Here is a 22,848-nt window from a genome sequence, read left to right on the forward strand (position 1 = left end):
AGCCATGAATAAGTTTTGGTTATCACTCATTTTGATTTTGGGCAGCGGTACATTTACTGCCTATGCAAATGATGTAGAAGTGAGTGAAAGCAATGATGAATGGGAAGATTGGGATGACGAGGCAGAGACAAGTTCATGGGAGTATTATGGTTTCTTAGAAGGTGCCTACGGTCGTAGAACTAAAACGGATCCAGCTATCGAAAAGAGCTCAACGTTAAAGGAAATCCGTGGTCGATTAGCGCTGAATTATCAAAATCCAGAGCATCCAGAATGGCGCTTTGAATCTCGAACAGACTTGCTGTTTGATAATGTGATTAATAAAACCAAGCTTAATGTTCGAGTCGCGAGTGTAGATCACAAACTCAATTCTTCGATGGATATCAAATTAGGTCGTCAGGTGCTGACTTGGGGAACGGGAGATTATGTCTTTCTCAATGATTTATTCCCTAAAGATTGGCAATCCTTTTTTTCTGGTCGTGATGATGAATATCTGAAAGCCAGCTCTAATAGTATCAAAGCCAGTTGGTATCACAATGATGTCAGCATTCACCTTGTGTCGACACCAGAGTTTACCCCAGATGAATATATCAATGGTGAACGATTCTCGTATTTTTCACCGCGCACTGCAGCTCAAGCAGCAAACAAACTTAGTGTAGATGAAGCCAGTGATCCTACTTGGGCAATGAAAGTCGCATCAACTCATAACAATGTGGAATATGCGCTCTATGGCTATTGGGGAAGATGGAACACGCCTGTTGGCGTTAATACGGTTGGTAAACCTTATTTTCCAAAGCTCTCTGTATGGGGAGCCAGTATTCTAAGCCCACTCGCATCTGGCGTATTTAACTCCGAAATTGCTTGGTATGACAGTCGAGAAGATCGCTCAGGTAATAATCCTGCGATTGCTAATTCCCAATTTCGAGCGCTTATCGGTTATGAAAGAGAGTTGATCTCTAATTTAACCTTGTCTGGTCAATATTATTTAGAGCGAACCTTAAATCACAAAAGGCTGACTGAACACAGCCGTTTTCCTCAATTTGAACCTAAACAAAACCGCCAACTGATGACGATGAGACTGACTTGGCAAACTCTACAGCAAACCCTTACTTGGAAACTCTTCAGTTTTTGGTCGCCAACGGATAAAGATTTTTATCTCAAGCCTAGTGTGATTTATCAAATGAATGATCAGTGGCAAATAAACCTTGGAGCCAACGTATTTGGCGGCTCTAAAAGTTACAGCTTTTTTGGACAACACAGAGATAACTCCAACGTATGGTTACGAATACGGGCGAGTTACTAACAAGATGGAAATATAAGGAAGAACACAATGAGTATAGAAAAAGCCATTTATCGATTTGCCGGTTTTATGGTGCTGTTATCAGTGGCATTAACCGTCTATGTCAGTCCATATTTTATTTGGTTTACCGTTTTTGTGGGAGCCAACCTTTTTCAATTCAGCTTTACTGGGTTTTGTCCAATGGCACTTGTTTTCAAGAAAATGGGAGTTAAAACAGAAAGGCAGTTAGCTATGGAAAAAAATTGCTAATTTTTGTCTGGAGGGACGCTCTAATCAAAACGCTTTGATTAGGGGCACCCTCTAGGTTTTCTTTCCATACTTTGGGAACTATGAATTATTGGTTGAAGTTGTTGGAAGTCCCTAATATAAACTTCATTGCATGAGCAAAGCCATTGGTTCGGTAAGTATTTTTGGTATTTGGATAGTCGGGTAAATTAATGGTAATAGCCTGAGCATCAAGAAGATTTAGCTTTATCACTTTCATAAAATCACTGGAACTTTGAACCCACTCATGGTCTTTGCAATCGAAAGGTGACTCGATTGAATGATAGTTTGCCGTGGCTCTGAGATGGTTAGATATACTCGTATTACACTTTAATGATGGAACAGTATAAGAAACAAAACAATGAGCGTGATAGGTACAGGCCATTGAAAAAATACGATCAGATGAATTGGTTGGAGTAGCAGTCATCACTTGCGCTCCATTATCACTAATGACCTTCCAATCTCCAAAGACTTTGATAGAACCACCTGCAAATGCTGGCGCACTGAGTACAGCTAAAAGAATTAATGCTTTCATTGTTACGGCTCTGCTAGTCTCATCGGCACTTTAATAATTTAATTTATCAAATTAACCTGTATGTTCATTGAATATGAACTTTCTTAGTCAAAAGTAAAGAGTTGTAAAGCTACTCGACTTCTCTGACAAATTCTCTATGGTCAAATAAACAGCCATTTTTGCGGAGAATATCATCATGTCTGCGGATGCCGTTATAGCGGTCAATCGTTTTGGTATGGGAGCCAGAAAAGGGGAATTGGAAAAAGCCAGTCGCGATCCGGTTCAATATCTCATCGACCAACTACAGCCAATCAGCTTTAATGAAAAGCTCCCTAATTCTGATCAACTCTCTATTCATTTAGCCAATTATCAACAACAAAAGCGCTTGATGAAGAAAGAACCTGACTCTGAACAAGCGAAAGATTTCGCCAAGCAGCAAAAGCAAATCCGTCGATATCTTGGTGGAAATTTTAGAGCCTTATGTTGTGACACTTTACAAAGAGCGATTCATTCAGAGCAATCATTAGCGTGGCGGTTACTGGATTTCTGGTCGAATCATTTTAGTGTGACTGCCAAAGGCCAAATGATGCGAGTATTAGCGCCAACGTTAGAACGTGAAGCCATTGCACCTCGCATGTTCGGTCCTTTCCATGAAATGGTGCTGGCGGTAATGCATCACCCTGCGATGCTGGTTTATTTGAATAATGATAAGTCGTTTGGTCCCAATTCTAGAATTGGCAGACGTGGTAAAGGTCTCAATGAAAATTTAGGTCGCGAGTTGATGGAGCTACATACCATGGGCGTTGGCTCTGGTTACACTCAAGCCGACGTGATTGAAATGGCCAAAGGTATAACAGGCTGGAGCGTGGCAAGACCACAGCGAGACGATACGACTGGGTTTATGTTTAGAGCCAATGGTCACGAACCCGGTCATCGAGTGTTACTAGGTAAAACCTATCGTCAAGGTGGAGAAGCACAAGGAGTTGCCATGATCAAAGCGGTTGCTCGTCACCCCGCAACAGCAAAGCATGTTTCTACTCAACTTGCTCGTCATTTTGTGTCAGATAATCCACCCGAATCGCTTATTAAAAAAATGACTGATCGTTGGCTGGACACAGATGGCAATCTGAAAGAAGTTATGATTACTTTAATAAAATCAGATGAAGCTTGGCATCAAGAACGTCAGAAATTTAAGTCTCCGCGGGAGTACGTGATCTCAACTTGCCGGGCTTTGAATTTTCAACCTAAAAAGCAGCAAGCGTTTTTGTGGTTTTTGAAGAGCTTGGGGCAAAGCCCGTTTCAAGCTAATTCCCCTGAAGGCTATGGCGATATTGAAGCCGATTGGAATGGTCCTAGTGCAGTTATGTCACGGGCAAATTGGTCATCACAAATAGCGAAAAGCCGTGGTTTTCTCGATCCCGTATACACAATGAGGCAATTGTTGGGAGAGCAAGTGAGTAACACCACTGAATTAGCGGTGAAACGTGCTGAAAGTCGCCCACAAGCTCTGACCGTGATGTTAATGAGTCCTGAGTTCTTGCGCCGCTAATGAGGAGAGTAATATGAAACGTCGTGATTTTTTTAAAGTCGTTGGTGGCACTATTTTATTGATGCAAAGCCCTAGATTGGTGTTTGCTTCTCCCTCAATGGCGACTGATCGCAACAAAAAATTTATTTGGATCATTTTACGTGGGGCTATGGACTCATTACATACAGTGATACCTGAGTTTGACAGCGAGTACACCAAACTGCGTCCAAGGCTCTCAAAACAAATCACTGAACCTACTTTGAAAATTGGTAAAGGCTTTGCCTTTAATCCAGCCATGCAAAATATGTATAAGCTTTATCAACAGAAAGAGTTATTACCCATTGTAGCTGTAGGTAGTGGTTATCCGAGTCGTTCACATTTTGATGGGCAAGATTTTTTAGAAGGTGGAACCGGTACTCAAAATATTAAATCGGGTTGGTTAGCTAGAGCTGTCGATCAAAAACAAGTTGAGGCGGTAGCGATTGATTACGCTAAGCCAGTAAGTTTACGAGGCTCAAGTAAAGTTACCACTTGGTACCCCTCTAAGCTTAAAGAAGCTGACAACGATGTGTTTTCCACCCTTGAGAAACTTTATCAAGGAGATAAACGTCTTACTGCAAGCTTGAAGGGCGGGTTAGAGCTCAAAGCCAATGCGGGTGGAATGAAAGACAGTAAAGCCAAAAAAGGCTCGTTGTCAGAATTAACCGCTGACTGCGCCAATCTACTATTAAAAAGTAAAACTATGGATTGTGCGATGCTAGAAACCGTAGGCTGGGATACTCATAATGCTCAACATAGTCGCTTAGATCGGCAGCTAAGAGAGTTAGATGCTGGTTTATTATCGCTAAAACAAGCGATGGGCAAAGAATGGAAAAATACAGTTGTAGCGATTGCCACCGAGTTCGGTCGAACAGCGAGAGAAAATGGAACTCAAGGCACCGATCATGGCACCGGCGGAGTCATGTTTTTAGCGGGTGGCGGTGTGAAGGGAGGTCAGGTACTTGGTAAATGGCCTGGATTGAAAGATGACCAGTTATTCCAAAACCGAGATTTAATGCCGACGACCAATACCTTTGATTGGCTAGCAACAGCTCTATCACAACATTGGCAACTTAACTCTGAGCAAATTAAGCACGTATTTCCAACAGGGAAAATTTATCAGGATAGAGTGGTTTAATTTGATATAGCCAAAAAAACAAAAGGCTGAACTTTTGTTCAGCCTTTTGGTATTCAAGATTGGTATTAATTACTTAATACGATCCCAACGTTGATTCGCATTACCATGTACATGGTGCATGATTACGTTAGCACTGTTATGGTTGCCGATAGAATCAAATGCAATTCTTGGGTTGGCTTTAGAGTGAATCAAATGACCATTAAGAATAAAGCTCTGGTTTTTCATATGAGGGTGTCCATAAGGTAAACATTCCCATGTTTTTAAGTTTGCACCACTATTATGATTACCACCAATATCTAAACATTGGTTACCAAGCTTAGTTTTGATCTGACCTGTAGTTGGATTAAATACCCACTTCTGGTTATTACCACCGTGACACTGATAACTCAGTACATTGGTGTTATTGGCTAAACGGAAGTGAGCTACATCTAAACATTTGCCTGATGCATGACCACGAATACGGAAAACATTATTCTCTTGGAAGCCTGTAATTTCAGCAATGCGGTTATTCGCATTGTTTAAGTTAGCTTGAAGCGTGTTTTTCTCAGCATTTAGGCTGTTGTTACGTTGCTCAAGTTGTTGCTTCTGTTGCGTTAGCTGTTGCTTTTGCTGTGTTAACTGCTCAGAGAGTGTATTGGCTTTGTTCACTTGGTTGGTTAATAGGTTAACTTGATTAGTACGAGCCGTAAGTTGGTTATTAACCGAGCTTAATTGAGTACTAAGATCAGCATTACGTGTGGTTAACTGCTTGTTTTCTTCTTTCAGTTCAGCATCTGCAGCAGAGCCTGCTCGGGCTTTGTAGTCCAGCTCACTTAGGCTATGTGCTTTTAAGGTAGGAATATTTGTAAGTTCATCATCAAAAAGTCCCATTGAAGCAGTAAAACCACGGCTTAATGCTGCGTGAGGAATACCATTTAGCATGCGCATAGCATTCTTCAATTCAGCTGAATAGTGATTTGCATTGTTATCAGTTTCACGCGGCGTTGCTTCTGCTTCCTTGATATCATTCACAACCCAATGCCAATAGGTGCGACCTTCAGAAAATTCATCTTTACCGATAAGTGGGTTAATGGTTAAGAAGTAGTTGCCTTTTTTCAGTTTAGTTACCGGAACGTTGGCTGAAAATTCCATTAGATAAACGCGAGTGGTAGGCCAAAAGAAGTCCCCAGGCTTGTTTGAGCGAACAAGAGTGGTATTCTCATGAACTTCATCTGTTACGTTATAGTCTTGTGGCACTGGGAAAACCCACTCGCGTACGACTTTGGCTGCAGGTTTACCAACAAATGAGTAATCATTGTGAATGCCTGTTGCAATCACATCACTGATTTGACTTGGATTTGAACCAATAAAGGTATGTGGTGCTTGTTTTCTAAGAACCACTTGGAAGTTCATTTTTAAGTAATCAGCGTAGTTTTTACTGCGGTCGGCAATGGCTTTTTCATGCCCGTTTATGCCAAAATCTCTAACAAGAATTCCGTACCATTTGACTGACTTCCATTCTTCTTCGAATTTATTTGAATGTTTTAAATCAACATGTTGCCACATTGGACGGTCAGCACTAGAGCGAAGTGGACGGCTGAAATTGTTAGCGATGTTATAGTGTGTTTCTGCTACATAATTATCTGGCTGTACGAAGTTTTTAAAATAACTAATTTCTTCAGCATTAGCAGCAGTTGTTGTCGCAAGTAAAATGCTAAGCGCAACGCGACTTTTTAAAATGGTTTTAAACATGTGTCCCCTCAAACTATGTTTAATGAATGTATCGATTACCTTATTTAAAAATTGCATTTACATTGATTACCAGTACGATAAAAACTAAGCGCCAATCACTTACTGAAATGTTAGCAATGTAATAAATAGGCTGATTAATTGATTTATTTCACAAGATTTTATCATTGGTTTTAAAGAGCAATCACACTAGAAACGGAACTTTATTAGAGCTGAAATACTAAGAAAAAGCCTTATTTAGTCATGACAAGGAGTTAGGTTGTTTTTAAAAGTGAAAATAAATTTTGCTAAGTTTAAATTCTCAGCGTTAATTACCATTTATAAGTGTTAAATCCACTACATTGTTAAATGAATTAACATTATGAAAAGATGTTTTTACATTTTAAAGCTTGTTCTAAATTGAATTGATCCAACCTTCCCTTATGTCCATAAATGGAAATCAAAGATTAAATTGTCAGTTCAATGAAATGATTCTCAATAGAAAAAAAGTATAGGGCGTGCTGAACTTTCGGGATTATTTTTGCAGCGACAAATTGGTTACTTTATGCAAGGCAGAGTTTGTGCCGTGTGGTTGCTCCACATAAACAAAAGATAACGCAGCAGAAGTGACTAAATTTACGCTGTCTTTGATGCTTTTGAGCACTTCCTGTTCTGTGTTGTGAGCAGCTTACTTAGATGGCTAAGCTTCACTGCTCACGCCTTGAACAGAAAAGTGCTCAAATAGCACAAAATTCAATCCTGAAAGATCAATACGCCCTAAATTTGTAAGCAAAAGTAAAGCTACTTGCGTGCGCTATCGGGTTCAGTAAAATTGAACAAAATCTCACTCTTTTTTTCGTATAGGATTTTATGAAAAAGCTCTCTCTAATTTCTCTTGTGGTTGCACTTTGTGTTTTGGGATATTACATCTTTAATCCTGAATCTCAGTCTCCTCAACAAAAGCGTTTCGGTAATATCATCACCCCAGTGGTTGTCACTAAAGTTGAAACAAAACAATTGACTGACGAGCTTGAAGCTTTGGGCAATATTAAAGCCAATGAATCGATTGATTTGACGTCTAAGGTCAGTGAATTGGTTACCCATTTGTATTTTGATGATGGTGCAATGGTACGAAAAGGGAAACTACTCGTTCAGCTAAGAGATGCTAGCCAGCAAGCGGCATTACGACAAGCAAGAGTGGCGTTGGCCAATGATGAAAGAGATTTGCGCCGTATTGTGCAATTGGTAAAAGATAAATCCATTGCGGAAACCGAAAAAGACCAAGCTCAAACTCAAATTGATACTGCAAAAGCTCAAGTGAAAAGTGCGATTGCCGATGTTAGGGATCGTAAGATTGTTGCGCCATTTTCTGGCCGTCTAGGCTTAAGACAAGTGAGTGTTGGGGCGTTAGTGACGCCATCGACTGTTATTACAACGTTAGATGATTTGTCTACGGTAAAACTCGATTTCTCAGTACCAGAGCGTTACCTGCAGACCTTACAAGTTGGCAAAGAAGTTGAAGCCAAAGCTATCGCTTATCCGGGGAAAACTTTCAAAGGAAAGGTTAAATCGATTGATAGTCGCATTGACCCTGAAACTCGTGCCGTGGTTATCCGCGCGGTGTTGAAAAATCCCAATATGAAATTATTGCCGGGCATGTTGATGACAGTGAATCTAATTAGAGATCACAAAACGTCATTAGTGTTACCCGAAGATGCCATTATTCCTCGACAAGACCGCCATTACGTTTATGTCGTTGATGACAATAATAAAGTTGTGCAAAAGCAAGTTGCCGTAGGTATACGTAAATTTGGTATTGTTGAAATCACCTCTGGCTTGAAAGAGGGCGAGTCGGTTATTACACGTGGTCAACTTAAAGTGAGACCGGGGATGACGGTGCAGCCTCATACTCAAGAAAACTTTACCTTTAAGCAAAACGCCCAAGGGGAAGAAGCATGATACTGACCGATCTCTCTGTTAAGCGTCCGGTTCTCGCTTCGGTTATCAGTTTGCTTTTGGTGGTTTTCGGTTTGGTTGCTTTTGATAAGCTACCATTACGTGAGTACCCAGATATTAATCCTCCTGTTGTTTCCATCTCTACCAGTTACCGTGGTGCCAGTGCGGCAGTTGTAGAAAGCAGAATTACTCAAGTTATTGAAAACCGCATTAGTGGCGTTCAAGGTTTAAAAACCATTACCTCAAACAGTCAGGATGGTCGTTCTCGTATTACGCTGCAATTTACGGTGAAAACTGATTTGGATTCTGCGGCCAACGATATTCGTGATCGTATATCGGGATTGCGAAACCGCTTGCCTGTTGAAGCCGATCCACCTGAAGTAGAAAAAGCGGATAGTGGTGATGAAGTCGTGATGTGGTTGAACCTCGTTTCCGGCAGCATGAATACGCTTCAGTTAACCGATTATGCAGACCGTTATCTAAAAGACCGATTTTCCGTTGTTGATGGCGTGTCTAATATCATCATTGGTGGTGGAAAAAAATATGCTATGCGTGTCTGGTTAGACAGAAAAGCATTAGCGGCGCGTAACCTAACCGTCAATGATGTTGAGAATAAGCTGAGATCGGAAAACGTTGAACTTCCAGCAGGGTCGATTGAATCAAAAGATCGTCAATTTACCGTTCGATTGCAAAGAGGATTCAGAACGGCGGATGACTTTAAAGGCTTAGTACTGAAAAAAGGCAGTGACGGTTACCTTGTTAAATTAGGTGATGTGGCCAAAGTTGAAGTTGCGGCGGAAGAAAATCGGTTGATGTTCCGCGGTAATGGTCAGAACATGGTGGGACTTGGTGTTGCCAAGCAGTCTACTGCTAACACTTTAGGCGTTGCACGCCAAGTGAATAAGTTGGTTGATCAAATCAATCCAACCTTGCCTGAAGGGATGAAGATCATACGTTCATATGATAGTTCGGTGTTCATCGAAAAGTCAGTGCAGGAGGTATATAACACACTGTTTATTGCCATTACCTTAGTGATCATTGTGATTTACTTGTTCTTGGGTAGTGTGCGAGCCATGTTCATTCCTGCGGTAACTGTGCCAGTGTCATTAATGGGTACCTTTATTGTTCTTTATTGGTTCGGTTACACCATTAACTTATTGACCTTGCTGGCGATGATCCTCGCGATTGGTATGGTGGTGGATGATGCCATTGTGATGCTAGAGAATATTCACCGTCGAATCGAAGACGGTGAATCTCCATTGGTCGCAGCGTTTTTAGGTTCTAGACAAGTCTCATTTGCGGTGATTGCGACGACTGCGGTATTGATGTCGGTGTTTATGCCGATCACTTTCTTAGACGGTGATTTAGGGCAGTTATTTAAAGAGTTTGCGGTGACCATGAGTGCCGCGGTGTTTTTCTCAAGCATTGTAGCGTTAACCCTCAGCCCAATGATGTGTTCCAAATTGTTGCGTCCAGCCAGTGAAGATACTTGGATGGTGCGTAAAGTTGATGGTGGCATGAATTGGTTAATCGAAAAATATCGTGGCGCTTTGGAGTTCTCACTACGTCGTCCTGCTCTGATTTCCATTATTGCTTTAATTGCCGTCGGGATGAGCTACGGTTTGATAAAAAAGCTGCCTCAAGAAGTGTCGCCAAGAGAAGATCGTGGTTCGATTTTCTTAATCGTATCAGGCCCTCAAGGTGCCAGTTACGAATACAGCAAAGAATACATGAATGAAATTGAAAAGCGCTTGATGCCTCTGGTTAAGTCTGGTGATATCAAACGCCTATTAATGCGAGCGCCAAGAGGTTTTGGTCGCACGGCCGATTTCTCTGGTGGTTTTGGGATCATTGTATTAAATGACTGGAGTCAACGTCGTCCTGCTAATGCCATTATCAATGATATTCGTAGCCGTATAGCCGATTTATCCGGTGTTCGTGCTTTTCCAATTATGCGACAAGCTTTTGGCCGAGGTTTGAATAAGCCAGTGCAATTTGTCATTGGTGGGCCTGATTATGAACAATTAGCCCATTGGCGTGACATCATTATGGAAAAGGCCAAGGACAATCCCAAATTAATTGGTTTAGATGATGATTACAAAGAAACTAAACCTCAATTACGAGTCGTCATCAACCATGATCGTGCTGCACAAATGGGTGTGTCGGTATCGCAAATAGGTCGCACATTAGAAACCATGTTGGGATCGAAAGTTGTCACCACCTTTATGCGGGACGGCAAAGAGTATGATGTGGTATTAGAAGGTATTCGCAAACAGCAAAATACCGCCGATGACATGAAGAACATTTATGTTCGTTCAGATACCTCACAAAAGTTGATCCCATTATCTAACTTAGTGACGGTGCAAGAGTTTGCAGATGCCAGTACCTTACATCGCTATAATCGTATGCGGGCCATTACCTTTTCGGCTAACCTTGCTGATGATTATTCATTAGGTGAAGCGTTAAGTTATCTTAATGGCTTAGTAAAAGATTACTTACCGGATGAGGCTATTGTTAGCTATAAAGGCGCATCTCAGGATTATCAAGAATCAGGCTCTTCAATCTACTTTGTTTTTGTTCTGGCACTTGGCGTAGTGTTCCTTGTTTTGGCGGCACAATTTGAGAGTTATGTTCATCCTGCCATCATTATGTTGACGGTTCCACTGGCGATTGTTGGTGCGTTAATTGGCTTGTATGTTACAGGTCAAAGCATCAATATCTACAGCCAAGTCGGGATCATTATGTTGATTGGTCTAGCGGCTAAAAATGGTATTTTGATAGTTGAGTTCGCGAACCAGCTGCGGGATAAAGGGCTTGAGTTTAACGAAGCCGTTATTCAGGCCTCGTGCCAGCGTTTACGCCCAATCTTGATGACAGGTATCACAACAGCCGCAGGTGCAGTTCCTTTGGTAATGGCAACAGGAGCAGGGGCGGAAACCCGCTTTGTTATCGGTGTTGTGGTGCTATTTGGCATTATGCTGGCTACTTTCTTTACGTTAGTCGTTGTGCCTGCTGCTTATGGGTTACTAGCGCGAAACACTGGAACGCCAAGTTCAGTGACTCAGAAACTAGAAGAGGAGTTAGGATAGGTTCTAACATTCTTCAAGAACAAGGCTCTACTCAGAATATGTTTAGAGCCTTTTTTGTGAATATTAAAGTTCAAAATATGACTGCCACTGTATTTCTTCATCACATTTTTTCACTCTGATAATTTTATGCTAATATCCGCTCCCCTTGTCATATAACAGAAATATTTGGGGTGTTGAGTGGAAAAACAACAAGGATTTAAGCGATTAATATCAGCTTTTCAAAACTCTAACCGTGCACTTGGGTGGTTGTTAAAAAACGAAGCGGCGTTTAAGCAAGAAGCTTGGTTATTACTTTTCTCGATACCTCTTAGTTTTATTATTTCTGATTCATTGGCGCAGCAATTATTACTGATCTCAAGCGTGATTTTTGTGATGTTTGCTGAAGTCGTTAACACGGCAATTGAAGCTGTTGTTGATAGAGTCGGGTTAGAGCATCATGAACTTTCCGGTTTGGCAAAAGATTTAGGCTCTTTGGCGGTCCTGATTAGTCTTCTTCTGTGCTGTACGGCATGGGGATATGTGATTGTTCAACATTTCGTTATTTAGGTTGTATCAATGAAGTTTTCTTTCAGCAAAGGTGTTTTTTCAAATCTATTAATCGTTAATACCTTCATTATTGCCTTATTGTTTATTAATTATTTTGAGTACTTTCCACAAGGTTTTATTAATACAGGCTCTGTGATTTACGCTGCGTTTGCGGTTTTTGGCCAAGCGGCGTTACTGGTATTTTTGTTGCTGCTTGTCTGTATTCCATTGTATTTTTTGCCAAAAAAATTGACCAATGTACTCGTGGCTTTACTGTTTACGGGCTTTATAGCTGGGTTATTGGTTGATGTTATGGTATTTGAGCAATATCGCTTTCATATCAACCCTATCATCATTAAGTTAGTAACATCGGGTGATATTGTGTCTTTTGCTTTTGCAGATATCGCAAAGGCTGCGGCAGCGATTATTGTTGTCTTTTTAGGGCAATGGTTATTAATCTCAAAAATAGAAAAGCTCACGGTGTTAAATCGTCATCGAAAAAACGTTCTGTGGGGATTATTTGCTGCATTTTTCAGTGCTAATTTAATGAACGCTTATGCTGTGGCTAACTCTGAAAAATCCATCACCACGATGCAGCGTTATTTGCCACTGTACTACCCATTAAGAGCTAACTCTTTGTTAGACAAATTAGGTCTAGTCAATACTAAACAGCAAGATAGTAAAATTAAGCTAACTAAGAAGGCTGAAGACATCAATTATCCCATTAAGCCTTTGGTTACTGAGAATGTCGATACACCCAAAGACATATTATTTTTGGTGATTGATTCATGGCGTTATGACACGTTTAGTCCAGAAGTGACTCCTAATTTGTGGCGTTGGGGGCAACAAGGGATAAATTACCATCAACACATGTCGACGGGGAACTCTACTCGTACAGGTTTATTTGGTTTGTTTTATGGTATGCCTGGCACCTATTGGCATTCATTTTTAGCCAATCGTCGTTCACCTGTGTTCATGGACCGATTACAGGCATTGAACTATGACATTGGTATTTTTGCTTCGGCACAACTGAAAAATCCAGAGTTTAATCAGACCATCTTTACTAATGTTCCTAACCTAAGGTTAAATTCAAAAGGGGATAGCCCATACAAGCGTGATCTTGATTTAGTCAGTGACTGGGAAAAATGGTTTGATAATGCACCAAAAGATCAAAGCCGATTTTCGTTTTTATTCTTTGACGCTCCGCATGGCTATGATTTCCCTGCGGACTTTCCACAAAACTTTAAGCCAATGGCTGATTCAATAAAGTATTTGTCATTGGATAATGAGACTGATCCTCTTCCAATCATGAACCGTTACAAGACCAGTGTTCAGTTTGTTGATACGTTAGCAAAGCGTGTGTATGACAAGTTGAAGCAGTCGGGACGTTTAGACAATACTGTAGTTGTTATTACTGGTGATCACAGCCAAGAAATTAATGATAACCACCAAAATTATTGGGGGCATAACGGTAACTTTACTGAAGCTCAAATCAAAGTGCCATTTGCCATCATTGCTCCAGATCTTAAACCGCAGGGATTTCAAAATTATGTAAATGCATATAGCTCCCATGAAGACGTAGTGCCAACCTTGTTAACCCATTACTTAGGTGTTAAAAATCCAACCTCCGACTATTCAACTGGCATTGATCTTTTTGCGCCAGTCAAACAAAGGGATTGGTTTATCGCATCAAGCTATAACAAACTTGCGATCATTGATAAGCATAATATTTTTGCAGGCTCACTGGGTGGTATGTTTGACTGTTTGGATAAACACAATCGTCACGTAGATAAAGATATTCCAACTAAAACCCTTAAGAGTGCTTTAGAGGAAATGAGTCGATTCCTAAAGTAACCTCAGCTCTGTATAACAAAATCCATAACATTATTATTTACAATACAAACATTAATTTTTTATCTACAGTGCTGCTAATTTTGTGTAGTTCAAGGCAGAACAGTTCGTAATAGCTAGTCTATTTCGAGCTGTTCTAACACAGAAATACGCATAAGTAGCTGTGCTGTAGAGGGTGGCTTATGCAGAGCTGAGGTTAAAGCAACTTAACTGAGACTTACCAAGAAAAAGGCTTTGCTTGACCGATAAGCAAAGCCTTTTCATTATCTGCTATCCGTTTTAAAACCTATTTTTATAGAATGCCGCAATTGTGCTTACCTGATAAAAAATACATCGCCTCTTTAGATGTTGATGCTCAAAACGCCTTTACTTCTTTGTGCCCAGATGAATTGCCTGTTCCTGATGGAAATTTGATTGCTGAGGAACTCAACCGTCAAGCGTGCTTTGCTCATATTCGAGTGGGCTCTAAAGACGCTCATCCACTTAATGGGTTGTGGGAAGTCAGTTCAGAGCATCCTATGCTGTCTCCAGTCGATGCAAAAAATGTTGATGTTCACTGGCCTCGTCATGCCATTGCGGGGACTTTCGGAAGTCAACTTATCGAAGGATTGCCTAAACCTGAGCAGTATGACTATTTTGTATGGAAAGGTGTCGAGCCAGATTTACACCCGTATGGCTGCTGTTTTCATGATCTTGAAGAAAAGCTGACTACAGGAGTCATTGAATTTTTACAGGCTAAAGAGATCACGACCGTCATTGTCGGAGGATTAGCATTAGAGCATTGTGTACGAGCAACTGTGATGCAATTATCGAATGCAGGCTTTGAGGTAGTGGTGAATTTGGCTGCTACCAGAGGGTTAGATCCCGAATCTATTAATCAAGCCTTGAAACAAATGCAAGGGCAGGGTATCAAGATTATCAATAGCTGTGAGCAATTAGTGGTAAGTACAAAGTGACCCCAATCATTACGAGTTTATTGGATACGGATTTTTATAAATTCACCATGCAACAAGCGATATTCCATCACTATCCGAACACTCTAATCGAAGCTAGATTTCATTGTCGTTCAGATGTGGATTTATCGTGGTTACAGACTGAAGTGAGAGATCAAGTTGAGCATTTATCAGAGTTAACACTGACCAAAGATGAGATTCAGTGGTTAAAATCTCTCGGTGTATTTCAGTTGGATTACCTTGAGTGGCTCAAAGAATTTCGCTTAAACCCCAAACAAGTTGTCGTAAGCGTTTCTGATGGTCAGTTAAGTATCAGGGTAAAAGGCCCTTGGCTTGAAACCACCTTATTTGAAATTTATATACTGACCATTATTAGCGAACTCTATAGCCAGAAAGCACAACCAAAGGCTTCTATTGAGCAAGGGAGTCTACGGTTGCACTTGAAGTTAGAACAATTGAAAAACCAACAGCATTTAGGGTTTCAATTTAGTGATTTTGGTACTCGCCGTCGTTACAGTAAAGCGTGGCACAAACAATTACTGGAAATCATTAAACAACAAACTTCAGAGTCATTAGCTGGAACCAGTAATATGTGGTTGGCTAAAGAGTTAAACCTCAATGTGACAGGCACAATGGGACATGAATGGCTACAAGCACATCAAGCTTTGGTTAAGGATTTATCTCAAAGTCAAAAGCAAGCATTACGAGTTTGGCTACATGAATACCCTAATAAACTCAGCATTGCGCTTACAGACACTATTGGCATGAAGGCATTTCTTAGAGATTTTGACGGTCAACTATCAGATACTTATCAGGGATTAAGGCAAGACTCTGGTGATCCAATATGGTGGGGAGAATTGGCATTATCTCATTATCAATCTCAAGGAATTGATGCTAAAAGCAAAACGTTTGTGTTTAGTGACAGCTTGAACTTTGAAAAAGCCCTAAACATTCACCAGCAGTTTAAAGCCAGAGTGAATACCCAGTTTGGCATCGGCACTTGGTTAACTAATGATGTTGGTGGTCAGCCACTCAATATGGTACTGAAGTTGGTCAGTTGTAATGGCAAGCCTGTAGCCAAAATATCCGATGCTCAAGGTAAAACCATGAGCATTGATAGTCACTTTCTGCAAAGCTTAAAATTAGCGTTTGGGGTTAGTTAACTTTTGTAACAGTAGACACAAGCTCACCTTCACTCAGCTTGGTTCTTAATACGTCACCTTGGCCAACTTGCTTCGAGCTGGTTACAACTTTTCCTTTATCATTGGTTGTGATGCTATAACCACGGGTTAAGGTGGCTAAAGGACTGACAAGCTCAAGCTGCTGACTCACTTGCTGAAATTTTGATTCTGATTGCTGTACTTTATGAGAAATAGCATTGAGCATTTGATTGTTTAAATGTCCCAATTTTTCCTGTGCAATACGAATTTGATGTTCTGGTGATTGCTGTTGAAGTCGTGCTGCTAAATTGTATTGATGCAACTTCGTATTATCGATTCGTTTTTGTATTAACGAAGTGAGTCGTAGCTGCATTTCATCAAAGCGTTGTTGCCACTGTTGAAGTTGGTGTTCTGGTTCATGGCGTTGCAGTCGATGGGATAGCTGCTCTAATCGTCGAGAGTGAGCAAGTTGTAGATGATGAATCGATTGGTTCAAACGCTGCTGTAGTTGCTGCAAATGTTGCTGCTTATTTTCAGTGTCGTTGGATAGCAGTTCTGCACCCGCTGAAGGGGTTGGTGCTCGAACGTCGGCAACATAATCGCTTATGGTTGTGTCTACTTCATGACCTATAGCGCTGACGATCGGCAGCTCTGAATTAAAAATCGTATGTGCGAGTAACTCGTCGTTAAAACACCATAAATCTTCCAATGAACCGCCGCCGCGAGTAAGTAACAACACATCGACTTCCTGACGTTCATTCGCTGTTTCTATTGCGTGACGAATTTGCAGTGATGCTTGTTCACCTTGAACTTGGGCTGGGTAAATGATGATTTCTAGTGATGGATCTCGACGATTGAGTACATGCAAAACATCACGAATCGCAGCGCCTGTGGGCGAGGTGATCACTCCGATACGTTGAATGTTACTAGGCAAAGGTTGTTTGCAGTCGGTGGCAAATAAGCCATCTGCAGCCAGTTGCATTTTCAAGGCTTCGAATTGCTGCGAGAGTAAACCGTCGCCAGCTGGTTGCATTGAATCGATGATGAGTTGATAGTCACCACGAGGTTCGTAAACACTGATGTTGCCTTTGACCAAGACTTGTTGACCATTAGCCGGGCGAAAACTCACATGACGGTTACGACCTTTAAACATGGCACAACGGATCTGTGAGAAGTGATCTTTTAAGGTGAGATACCAATGCCCTGAGCTAGGAGCTGAAAAATTAGAGATCTCGGCACTCAGCCAAACTTCGCCGATTTCTTTTTCTAAAATTCGTCTTACTTCGCCATTTAAGCGGGAAACCGTAAAAATTGTTTTGGTGGTCGACACAGTAAAATTCATCAATGATAAGTAATAAGAATCATACTGGGTTTTATGGTGAGAGCAAAGTTTCTTAATTGGTAGGTGCCATTCATAAAAAATGATGTTTTTATGTCAAAGGTAACTCCCTTTAATGGTTTACGATTTTTCTCTTTCTAAGAAGAGTCGAATGCAGTTGATGATACTAGGAGCAATTGTGAGGTAAGCCAACCGTCCGTGACAGGAAGTCACGGTCGTGAGCACATGGACGTGCGCTTCTGTTGGCGTCTTTACAATTGCTATTAGGGGACTTAGTCCCTAGCAGCTACCTTTACTTTTTCTCATAACCATCATTATGAACATCAAACATGGCTCGACCAGATGGGTCGGCATTGGCGGCAAAAGCTTTATCCCATGCAATGGCTTCAGGTGTAGAACAGGCTACGGACTTACCACCTGGCACACACTTAATGGCGGTTTCTAGAGGGAATAACTCTTCGAAGATGGCACGATAATAATAGGCTTCTTTCGTTTCTGGCGTATTATGTGGGAATCGATGTTCAGCACTATCCATCATTTGGTCTGTCACTGATTTTTCAGCTGATGCGACCAATGAATCAATCCAGCTATAACCTACGCCATCAGAGAACTGTTCTTTTTGACGCCATAAGACTTCTTTAGGTAAATAGCCTTCAAATGCTTCACGAAGGATGTGTTTTTCTGCTTTGCCATTACCGCACATTTTGAGCTCTGGGTTGATGGACATAGCGACGTCCATAAAGGTCTTATCTAAAAATGGAACGCGTGCTTCAACGCCCCAAGCCGACATGGCTTTGTTGGCTCTGGCACAATCAAACATATGTAAGCGCTTGAGTTTTCGTACGGTTTCTTCATGGAACTCTTTGGCATTAGGTGCCTTATGGAAATACAAGTAACCACCAAAAATTTCATCAGCCCCTTCACCTGAAAGCACCATTTTTATGCCCATGGCTTTAATTTTTCGCGCCATTAAATACATAGGTGTGGATGCTCGGATAGTGGTGACATCGTAGGTTTCTAAGTGATAGATGACCTTGCGAATCGCATCGATACCTTCTTGTACCGTGTAATGCAATTCATGGTGAATGGTACCAATATAATCGGCAACTAAGCGTGCGGCTTTTAAATCTGGTGCGCCTTCTAAGCCAACGGCAAAGGAGTGTAATTGCGGCCACCATGCTTTGCTGCGATCATGATCTTCAACACGCTTCTGGGAGAACTTTTGCGCAATCGCAGAAATTACTGATGAATCTAGGCCACCAGAAAGTAATACGCCATAAGGTACATCTGACATCATGTGAGTTTTTACTGAGTGAGTTAGTGCATCATGAATGTCTTGAGCAGTACCTGCATTGTCTTTTACCGCATCAAAGTGTTCCCACTGTCTTTGATAATAAGGCTTGATTTCACCTTCAGCAGAATCCCAATAATGTCCCGGTGGAAATTCTTTAATTGAAGTACAAGCAGGCACCAGAGCTTTCATCTCTGACGCGACATAAATTTGTCCTTCAGTGTCATAACCGTAATACAATGGAATGATACCAATATGATCACGAGCGATAAGAAAGCTGTCTTGCTCGCTGTCATATAATACAAAAGCAAACATGCCTTCTAGCTTATCAATAAAGCCATGACCTTCTTGTTCATATAAAGCCAAAATGACTTCACAGTCTGAACGAGTCTGATAAGGGTAATTTGGAGTAAGGGTATCTTGAAGAGTTTGGTGATTGTATATCTCGCCATTAACCGCCAAGATATGGGTTCGATTTTGATTAAAAAGCGGTTGTGCACCATTTTCTAAGCCAACAATAGCTAAACGCTCATGAGCCAATACCGCATTTTCATTTGACCAAACACCTGACCAATCAGGTCCACGATGTCTCATCAAACTGGATAACTCTATTGCTTTTGTTCTTAATTTTTCTGAATCAGTCGAAATGTTAAGAATACCAAAGATCGAACACATATTTCCCTATCTCTTTTTCGTTATATCTTGCACTAAATTCGCATACTAGAGCTAAGTTGCCAAGATAAAAATGTAAATTAATTACATATTAAATCAATGGCTAACCATTGCCATGTTGAAATATGGATACAAATGGATCGGGACATTAGTAACAAATGGGTAATTTTTGTGGTTTTGACAAAGTTGAATAGCAGCTGAAAATTTGGTCTTTTTATCCTTGAAGAATTTTAACAAATAAAGCTTTCGGAATAGTATCTCAAGACTGTTTTTACTACAAAGACGCTTATGAAATTCTTGATATTAGCTTCGGCTTTACTGGCAACGCCTGCCATGGCGGCAAAATATTATGATTGGAACACCTCTGAACAAGGGAGTTGGATTTACGCTTCTACAACGGACAAATTGAAATCAGGTAATGACCTGTGGCTAGGCTGTAATCAGCTTCGAAACGAGTGCGCTGTTTGGCTCAAAGTGCATAGTGAAAGCTGTAATGATGCTGCAACTTACAATCTTACTGTTACAGATGGATTCCCCAAAACTTCGAAAATAAAGAGTCAGTGTAAAAATGGAGAGTTTCATTGGGATACTGATAACAAAAAAGACTTCAAAGTGGTTCAGAAGATCTTCACATCGGTTGAGCAGACATTTAGAGAGCCCAAACAAGACATGTATGTTTGGTTGAAAAAGCCTACAGGTAAGATGGATTTTGGCATAAAGGGAGGTACACACATCATTATGTTAATGCTTCCGTCTGGTCTACAGCGAAGTAATTTCAATTCATCAGCATTTCCTTTTAACAAATAGGGGAGGCAGTATTATGAAAAATTTACTATTTGGTATGATGTTTGTGGCTTTACCTGCACTAGCAAGTGGTCCGGTTCATCAATACGGTAGTTGGTTAGTGGTTGAATCCGATCAATCTATCAGAGCGATTTCTGATTCAACTGATCAGCCTGGACGATTTATTGTTTTAGATTGTGGGTTAGATCATAAAAATTGCTCAGTCCTTTTTACCGACCCAAACGGTTGTAATGCTGATGCAGAAAACACTGTAGCACTTATTGCAGATAAGCATTACTTTGGGATAAAAACAACTTGTACGAGTTTCAATGATGGATGGAAGGCTGATGCTTCTCAACTATATGGTGGGCAAGTGTTTGATGCGCTCAAGAACACGACATCTTCGCTCAAAGTCGATTTTGGTTATGGAATAATTGCTGATTACAATACGGTAAATTTGACTAAAGTCATCAATATCCTTGAGGGACAACAAAACAATTTCAGCTTTTAAATTTTATGAATTAGGCGTTGTGATTAAGCCGCTTTATTTCATTTATAAAAGGGGAAGAAGGTGAAAGGCATACTCTTAAGCATGTTGATAGTCATGTTTCCAGCTATGGCCAATAGTGCAGACATTCATTATGGCGATTGGAAGATTATTACTTCTGCAAAGGACATTACTGCTCGTTCAACGTCTTCGAATCATCCCGAAGCTGCGCTTAGTTTGGTCTGTAGTGCAGATCATCAAAATTGTTTCATTCAGTTTTCTGCCCAATACTCCTGTAAAACAGGCTCTAAAATGCCTTTATATTTAGATATTGATTCATCGGATGGATTTATTGGGAGTGTTTGCAAAAACAATCAGTGGAAAGTATCAGGCTATCCCTTACCATTTATTCAAACGATATTTGATAAGCTACTTAACACAAGAAAGCCTTTCTCAGTAACTCTAGGTCACACCGATGTTCATTATACCTTTAGTATTAAAGGGATAAAAAAAGCGATTGTGGCTATTGAAGGTGGGCTGAATAACTTCAGTTTTAATTTCTAAAGTACCACCAAATGGCTGCAAGATTTCTTGTCGTTTCAAAATACAAAAATTAATTTTTGATTATTATACATTTACCCAGACTTGGTATCTGGGTATAATCCGTCCGCAATATTTCACCTTCAACCCTACACCTCAAGGGAGATGTTGCCGTGCTAAGACTCAAAAAAGAAGCGCTCACGTTTGACGATGTATTACTCGTGCCTGCTCATTCTACAGTCCTCCCAAACACAGCCAATTTACAAACTCGCCTAACTCAAACCATCAATCTTAATGTGCCAATCGTTTCCGCTGCTATGGATACCGTAACCGAAGCTCGCTTAGCGATTTCAATGGCTCAGGAAGGCGGTTTAGGTTTTATTCATAAAAATATGAGCATCGAACAACAAGCTGAAGAAGTTCGAAAAGTAAAAATTTATGAAGCAGGCATCATTCAGCAACCTGTTACCGTTTCACCAAGTACAACCCTAAAAGAAGTGAGAGAGTTAACTCACCGTAATGGTTTTGCTGGCTATCCGGTTATCAATGATTCAAACGAATTAGTAGGCATTATCACTGGTCGTGATGTTCGCTTTATTACTGATTGGAACATCACGGTTGAACAAGTGATGACACCAAAAGAGCGTTTAGTTACCGTGAAAGAAGGTACAGCTCTGGTTGATGTTCAAGCGCTAATGCATACCAATCGTATTGAAAAAATCTTAGTGGTCGATGATAACTTCAAACTCAAAGGTTTGATCACAGTTAAAGATTTTGAGAAAGCCGAGCGTAAGCCTAATGCTTGTAAAGACGAGCTTGGTCGATTACGTGTTGGTGCAGCCGTTGGTGCTGGTGCAGGTAACGAAGAGCGTGTAGATGCGCTGGTTAAAGCTGGCGCTGATGTGTTGTTGATTGACTCATCTCACGGTCACTCGGAAGGTGTTCTTCAGCGTATTCGTGAAACTCGTGCTAAGTATCCTGATTTACAAATCGTGGGCGGCAACGTAGCAACCGCGGAAGGGGCTTTAGCCTTAGTTGAAGCGGGCGTAAATGCGGTAAAAGTGGGTATTGGCCCGGGCTCTATTTGTACCACTCGTATCGTTACAGGTGTTGGTGTTCCTCAAATTACGGCGGTTTCTGATGCCGCTGAAGCGTTAAAAGATTTGGATATTCCCGTGATTGCTGATGGTGGTATTCGTTTTTCTGGTGATTTAGCTAAAGCACTAGCCGCTGGTGCATCGTGCATCATGGCAGGCTCTATGTTTGCGGGTACAGAAGAAGCTCCGGGTGAAACCATTTTATTCCAAGGTCGTACTTATAAGTCATATCGTGGTATGGGTTCTTTAGGAGCGATGTCTCAAGGTTCATCAGACCGTTATTTCCAAACCGATAATGCCGCTGACAAGCTAGTGCCAGAAGGCATTGAAGGTCGAGTACCCTACAAAGGGCACTTAAAAGAAATCATCCACCAGCAAATGGGCGGTTTGCGCTCATGCATGGGGCTAACAGGTTGTGCCACGATTCAAGAGCTGAATACCAAAGCTGAGTTTGTAAAAGTAACTTCAGCAGGCATGGGTGAGTCGCACGTGCATGATGTCACCATGACGAAAGAAGCGCCTAATTACCGTACTGGTGTGTAGGTTTTAGAGAGTGTTCTAAGGAGCAACTTTGCCAACGCCAACTGAAGCGCACGTCCTTGTGCTGACGACCGTGAC

General features: G+C 41.0%; 18 protein-coding genes. 14 read left to right on the top strand and 4 right to left on the bottom strand.

Annotated features, from left to right (window positions below):
* The first annotated feature begins 4 nt into the window (after nt 1-4).
* On the top strand, nt 5-1,300 hold the full coding sequence (locus E2H97_RS03950; RefSeq protein WP_133405927.1) for a hypothetical protein: 1,296 nt from the start codon (nt 5-7) through the stop codon (nt 1,298-1,300).
* A gap of 27 nt (nt 1,301-1,327) precedes the next feature.
* Nucleotides 1,328-1,546, top strand: coding sequence for a YgaP family membrane protein (locus tag E2H97_RS03955; RefSeq protein ID WP_133405928.1), 219 nt, complete (start codon nt 1,328-1,330; stop codon nt 1,544-1,546).
* Nucleotides 1,547-1,631: 85 nt separating this feature from the next.
* Here the strand turns inward: E2H97_RS03955 and E2H97_RS03960 are convergent, their stop codons facing one another.
* Nucleotides 1,632-2,096 (bottom strand): hypothetical protein, encoded by a 465-nt coding sequence (locus E2H97_RS03960; RefSeq protein ID WP_133405929.1) that lies wholly within the window; start codon nt 2,094-2,096, stop codon nt 1,632-1,634.
* A gap of 175 nt (nt 2,097-2,271) precedes the next feature.
* On the opposite strand from E2H97_RS03960, the gene E2H97_RS03965 reads away from it, so the two are divergent.
* Both E2H97_RS03965 and E2H97_RS03970 read left to right on the top strand, forming a co-directional pair.
* Nucleotides 2,272-3,624 carry a DUF1800 domain-containing protein gene (locus E2H97_RS03965; RefSeq protein ID WP_133405930.1) on the top strand — a complete coding sequence of 451 codons (1,353 nt, stop codon included), beginning with the start codon at nt 2,272-2,274 and terminating at the stop codon, nt 3,622-3,624.
* A gap of 13 nt (nt 3,625-3,637) precedes the next feature.
* Nucleotides 3,638-4,780, top strand: a complete 1,143-nt coding sequence (locus tag E2H97_RS03970; protein WP_133405931.1) for a DUF1501 domain-containing protein — start codon at nt 3,638-3,640, stop codon at nt 4,778-4,780.
* Nucleotides 4,781-4,849: 69 nt separating this feature from the next.
* Here E2H97_RS03970 and E2H97_RS03975 read toward each other — a convergent pair whose 3' ends face one another.
* Nucleotides 4,850-6,511, bottom strand: a complete 1,662-nt coding sequence (locus tag E2H97_RS03975) for an RICIN domain-containing protein (protein WP_170308243.1) — start codon at nt 6,509-6,511, stop codon at nt 4,850-4,852.
* An 846-nt stretch (nt 6,512-7,357) separates the two neighbouring features.
* Between E2H97_RS03975 and E2H97_RS03980 the strand changes: the two genes are divergently transcribed.
* The 6 genes from E2H97_RS03980 to pncB all read left to right on the top strand — a co-directional run bounded on the left by E2H97_RS03980 (nt 7,358) and on the right by pncB (nt 16,024).
* Nucleotides 7,358-8,446, top strand: a complete 1,089-nt coding sequence (locus E2H97_RS03980) for an efflux RND transporter periplasmic adaptor subunit (protein WP_133405933.1) — start codon at nt 7,358-7,360, stop codon at nt 8,444-8,446.
* A complete protein-coding gene (locus E2H97_RS03985; RefSeq protein WP_133405934.1) occupies nt 8,443-11,532 on the top strand; it encodes an efflux RND transporter permease subunit in 3,090 nt (1,029 codons plus the stop codon). The genes E2H97_RS03980 and E2H97_RS03985 overlap by 4 nt, the downstream gene beginning before the upstream one ends.
* A 177-nt stretch (nt 11,533-11,709) precedes the next feature.
* A complete protein-coding gene (locus E2H97_RS03990; protein ID WP_133405935.1) occupies nt 11,710-12,078 on the top strand; it encodes a diacylglycerol kinase in 369 nt (122 codons plus the stop codon).
* A gap of 9 nt (nt 12,079-12,087) precedes the next feature.
* Complete coding sequence (locus E2H97_RS03995; RefSeq protein ID WP_133405936.1) at nt 12,088-13,911, top strand: sulfatase-like hydrolase/transferase; 1,824 nt, start codon at nt 12,088-12,090, stop codon at nt 13,909-13,911.
* 296 nt (nt 13,912-14,207) lie between these two features.
* Entirely contained in the window at nt 14,208-14,864 is a 657-nt protein-coding gene (locus E2H97_RS04000; RefSeq protein ID WP_133405937.1) for an isochorismatase family protein, read from the top strand.
* Nucleotides 14,861-16,024 carry a nicotinate phosphoribosyltransferase gene (pncB, locus tag E2H97_RS04005; RefSeq protein ID WP_133405938.1) on the top strand — a complete coding sequence of 388 codons (1,164 nt, stop codon included), beginning with the start codon at nt 14,861-14,863 and terminating at the stop codon, nt 16,022-16,024. The genes E2H97_RS04000 and pncB overlap by 4 nt, the downstream gene beginning before the upstream one ends.
* Here the strand turns inward: pncB and xseA are convergent.
* Nucleotides 16,017-17,351, bottom strand: a complete 1,335-nt coding sequence (gene xseA / locus E2H97_RS04010; RefSeq protein ID WP_246029054.1) for an exodeoxyribonuclease VII large subunit — start codon at nt 17,349-17,351, stop codon at nt 16,017-16,019. The two genes, pncB and xseA, sit on opposite strands and share 8 nt — an antisense overlap.
* Nucleotides 17,352-17,652: 301 nt before the next feature.
* Nucleotides 17,653-19,326, bottom strand: coding sequence for an asparagine synthase B (gene asnB, locus E2H97_RS04015; RefSeq protein WP_133405940.1), 1,674 nt, complete (start codon nt 19,324-19,326; stop codon nt 17,653-17,655).
* 285 nt (nt 19,327-19,611) lie between these two features.
* On the opposite strand from asnB, the gene E2H97_RS04020 reads away from it, so the two are divergent.
* The 4 genes from E2H97_RS04020 (at nt 19,612) to guaB (ending at nt 22,773) form a co-directional block, all read left to right on the top strand.
* Nucleotides 19,612-20,130 (top strand): hypothetical protein, encoded by a 519-nt coding sequence (locus E2H97_RS04020; protein WP_133405941.1) that lies wholly within the window; start codon nt 19,612-19,614, stop codon nt 20,128-20,130.
* Between the two features lie 13 nt (nt 20,131-20,143).
* Nucleotides 20,144-20,617 carry a hypothetical protein gene (locus E2H97_RS04025; RefSeq protein WP_133405942.1) on the top strand — a complete coding sequence of 158 codons (474 nt, stop codon included), beginning with the start codon at nt 20,144-20,146 and terminating at the stop codon, nt 20,615-20,617.
* Nucleotides 20,618-20,677: 60 nt separating this feature from the next.
* Nucleotides 20,678-21,157 carry a hypothetical protein gene (locus E2H97_RS04030; protein ID WP_133405943.1) on the top strand — a complete coding sequence of 160 codons (480 nt, stop codon included), beginning with the start codon at nt 20,678-20,680 and terminating at the stop codon, nt 21,155-21,157.
* Between the two features lie 149 nt (nt 21,158-21,306).
* Entirely contained in the window at nt 21,307-22,773 is a 1,467-nt protein-coding gene (gene guaB, locus E2H97_RS04035) for an IMP dehydrogenase (RefSeq protein WP_133405944.1), read from the top strand.
* Nucleotides 22,774-22,848: the final 75 nt, after the last annotated feature.

Source organism: Parashewanella tropica, assembly GCF_004358445.1.
GTDB lineage: Bacteria > Pseudomonadota > Gammaproteobacteria > Enterobacterales > Shewanellaceae > Parashewanella > Parashewanella tropica.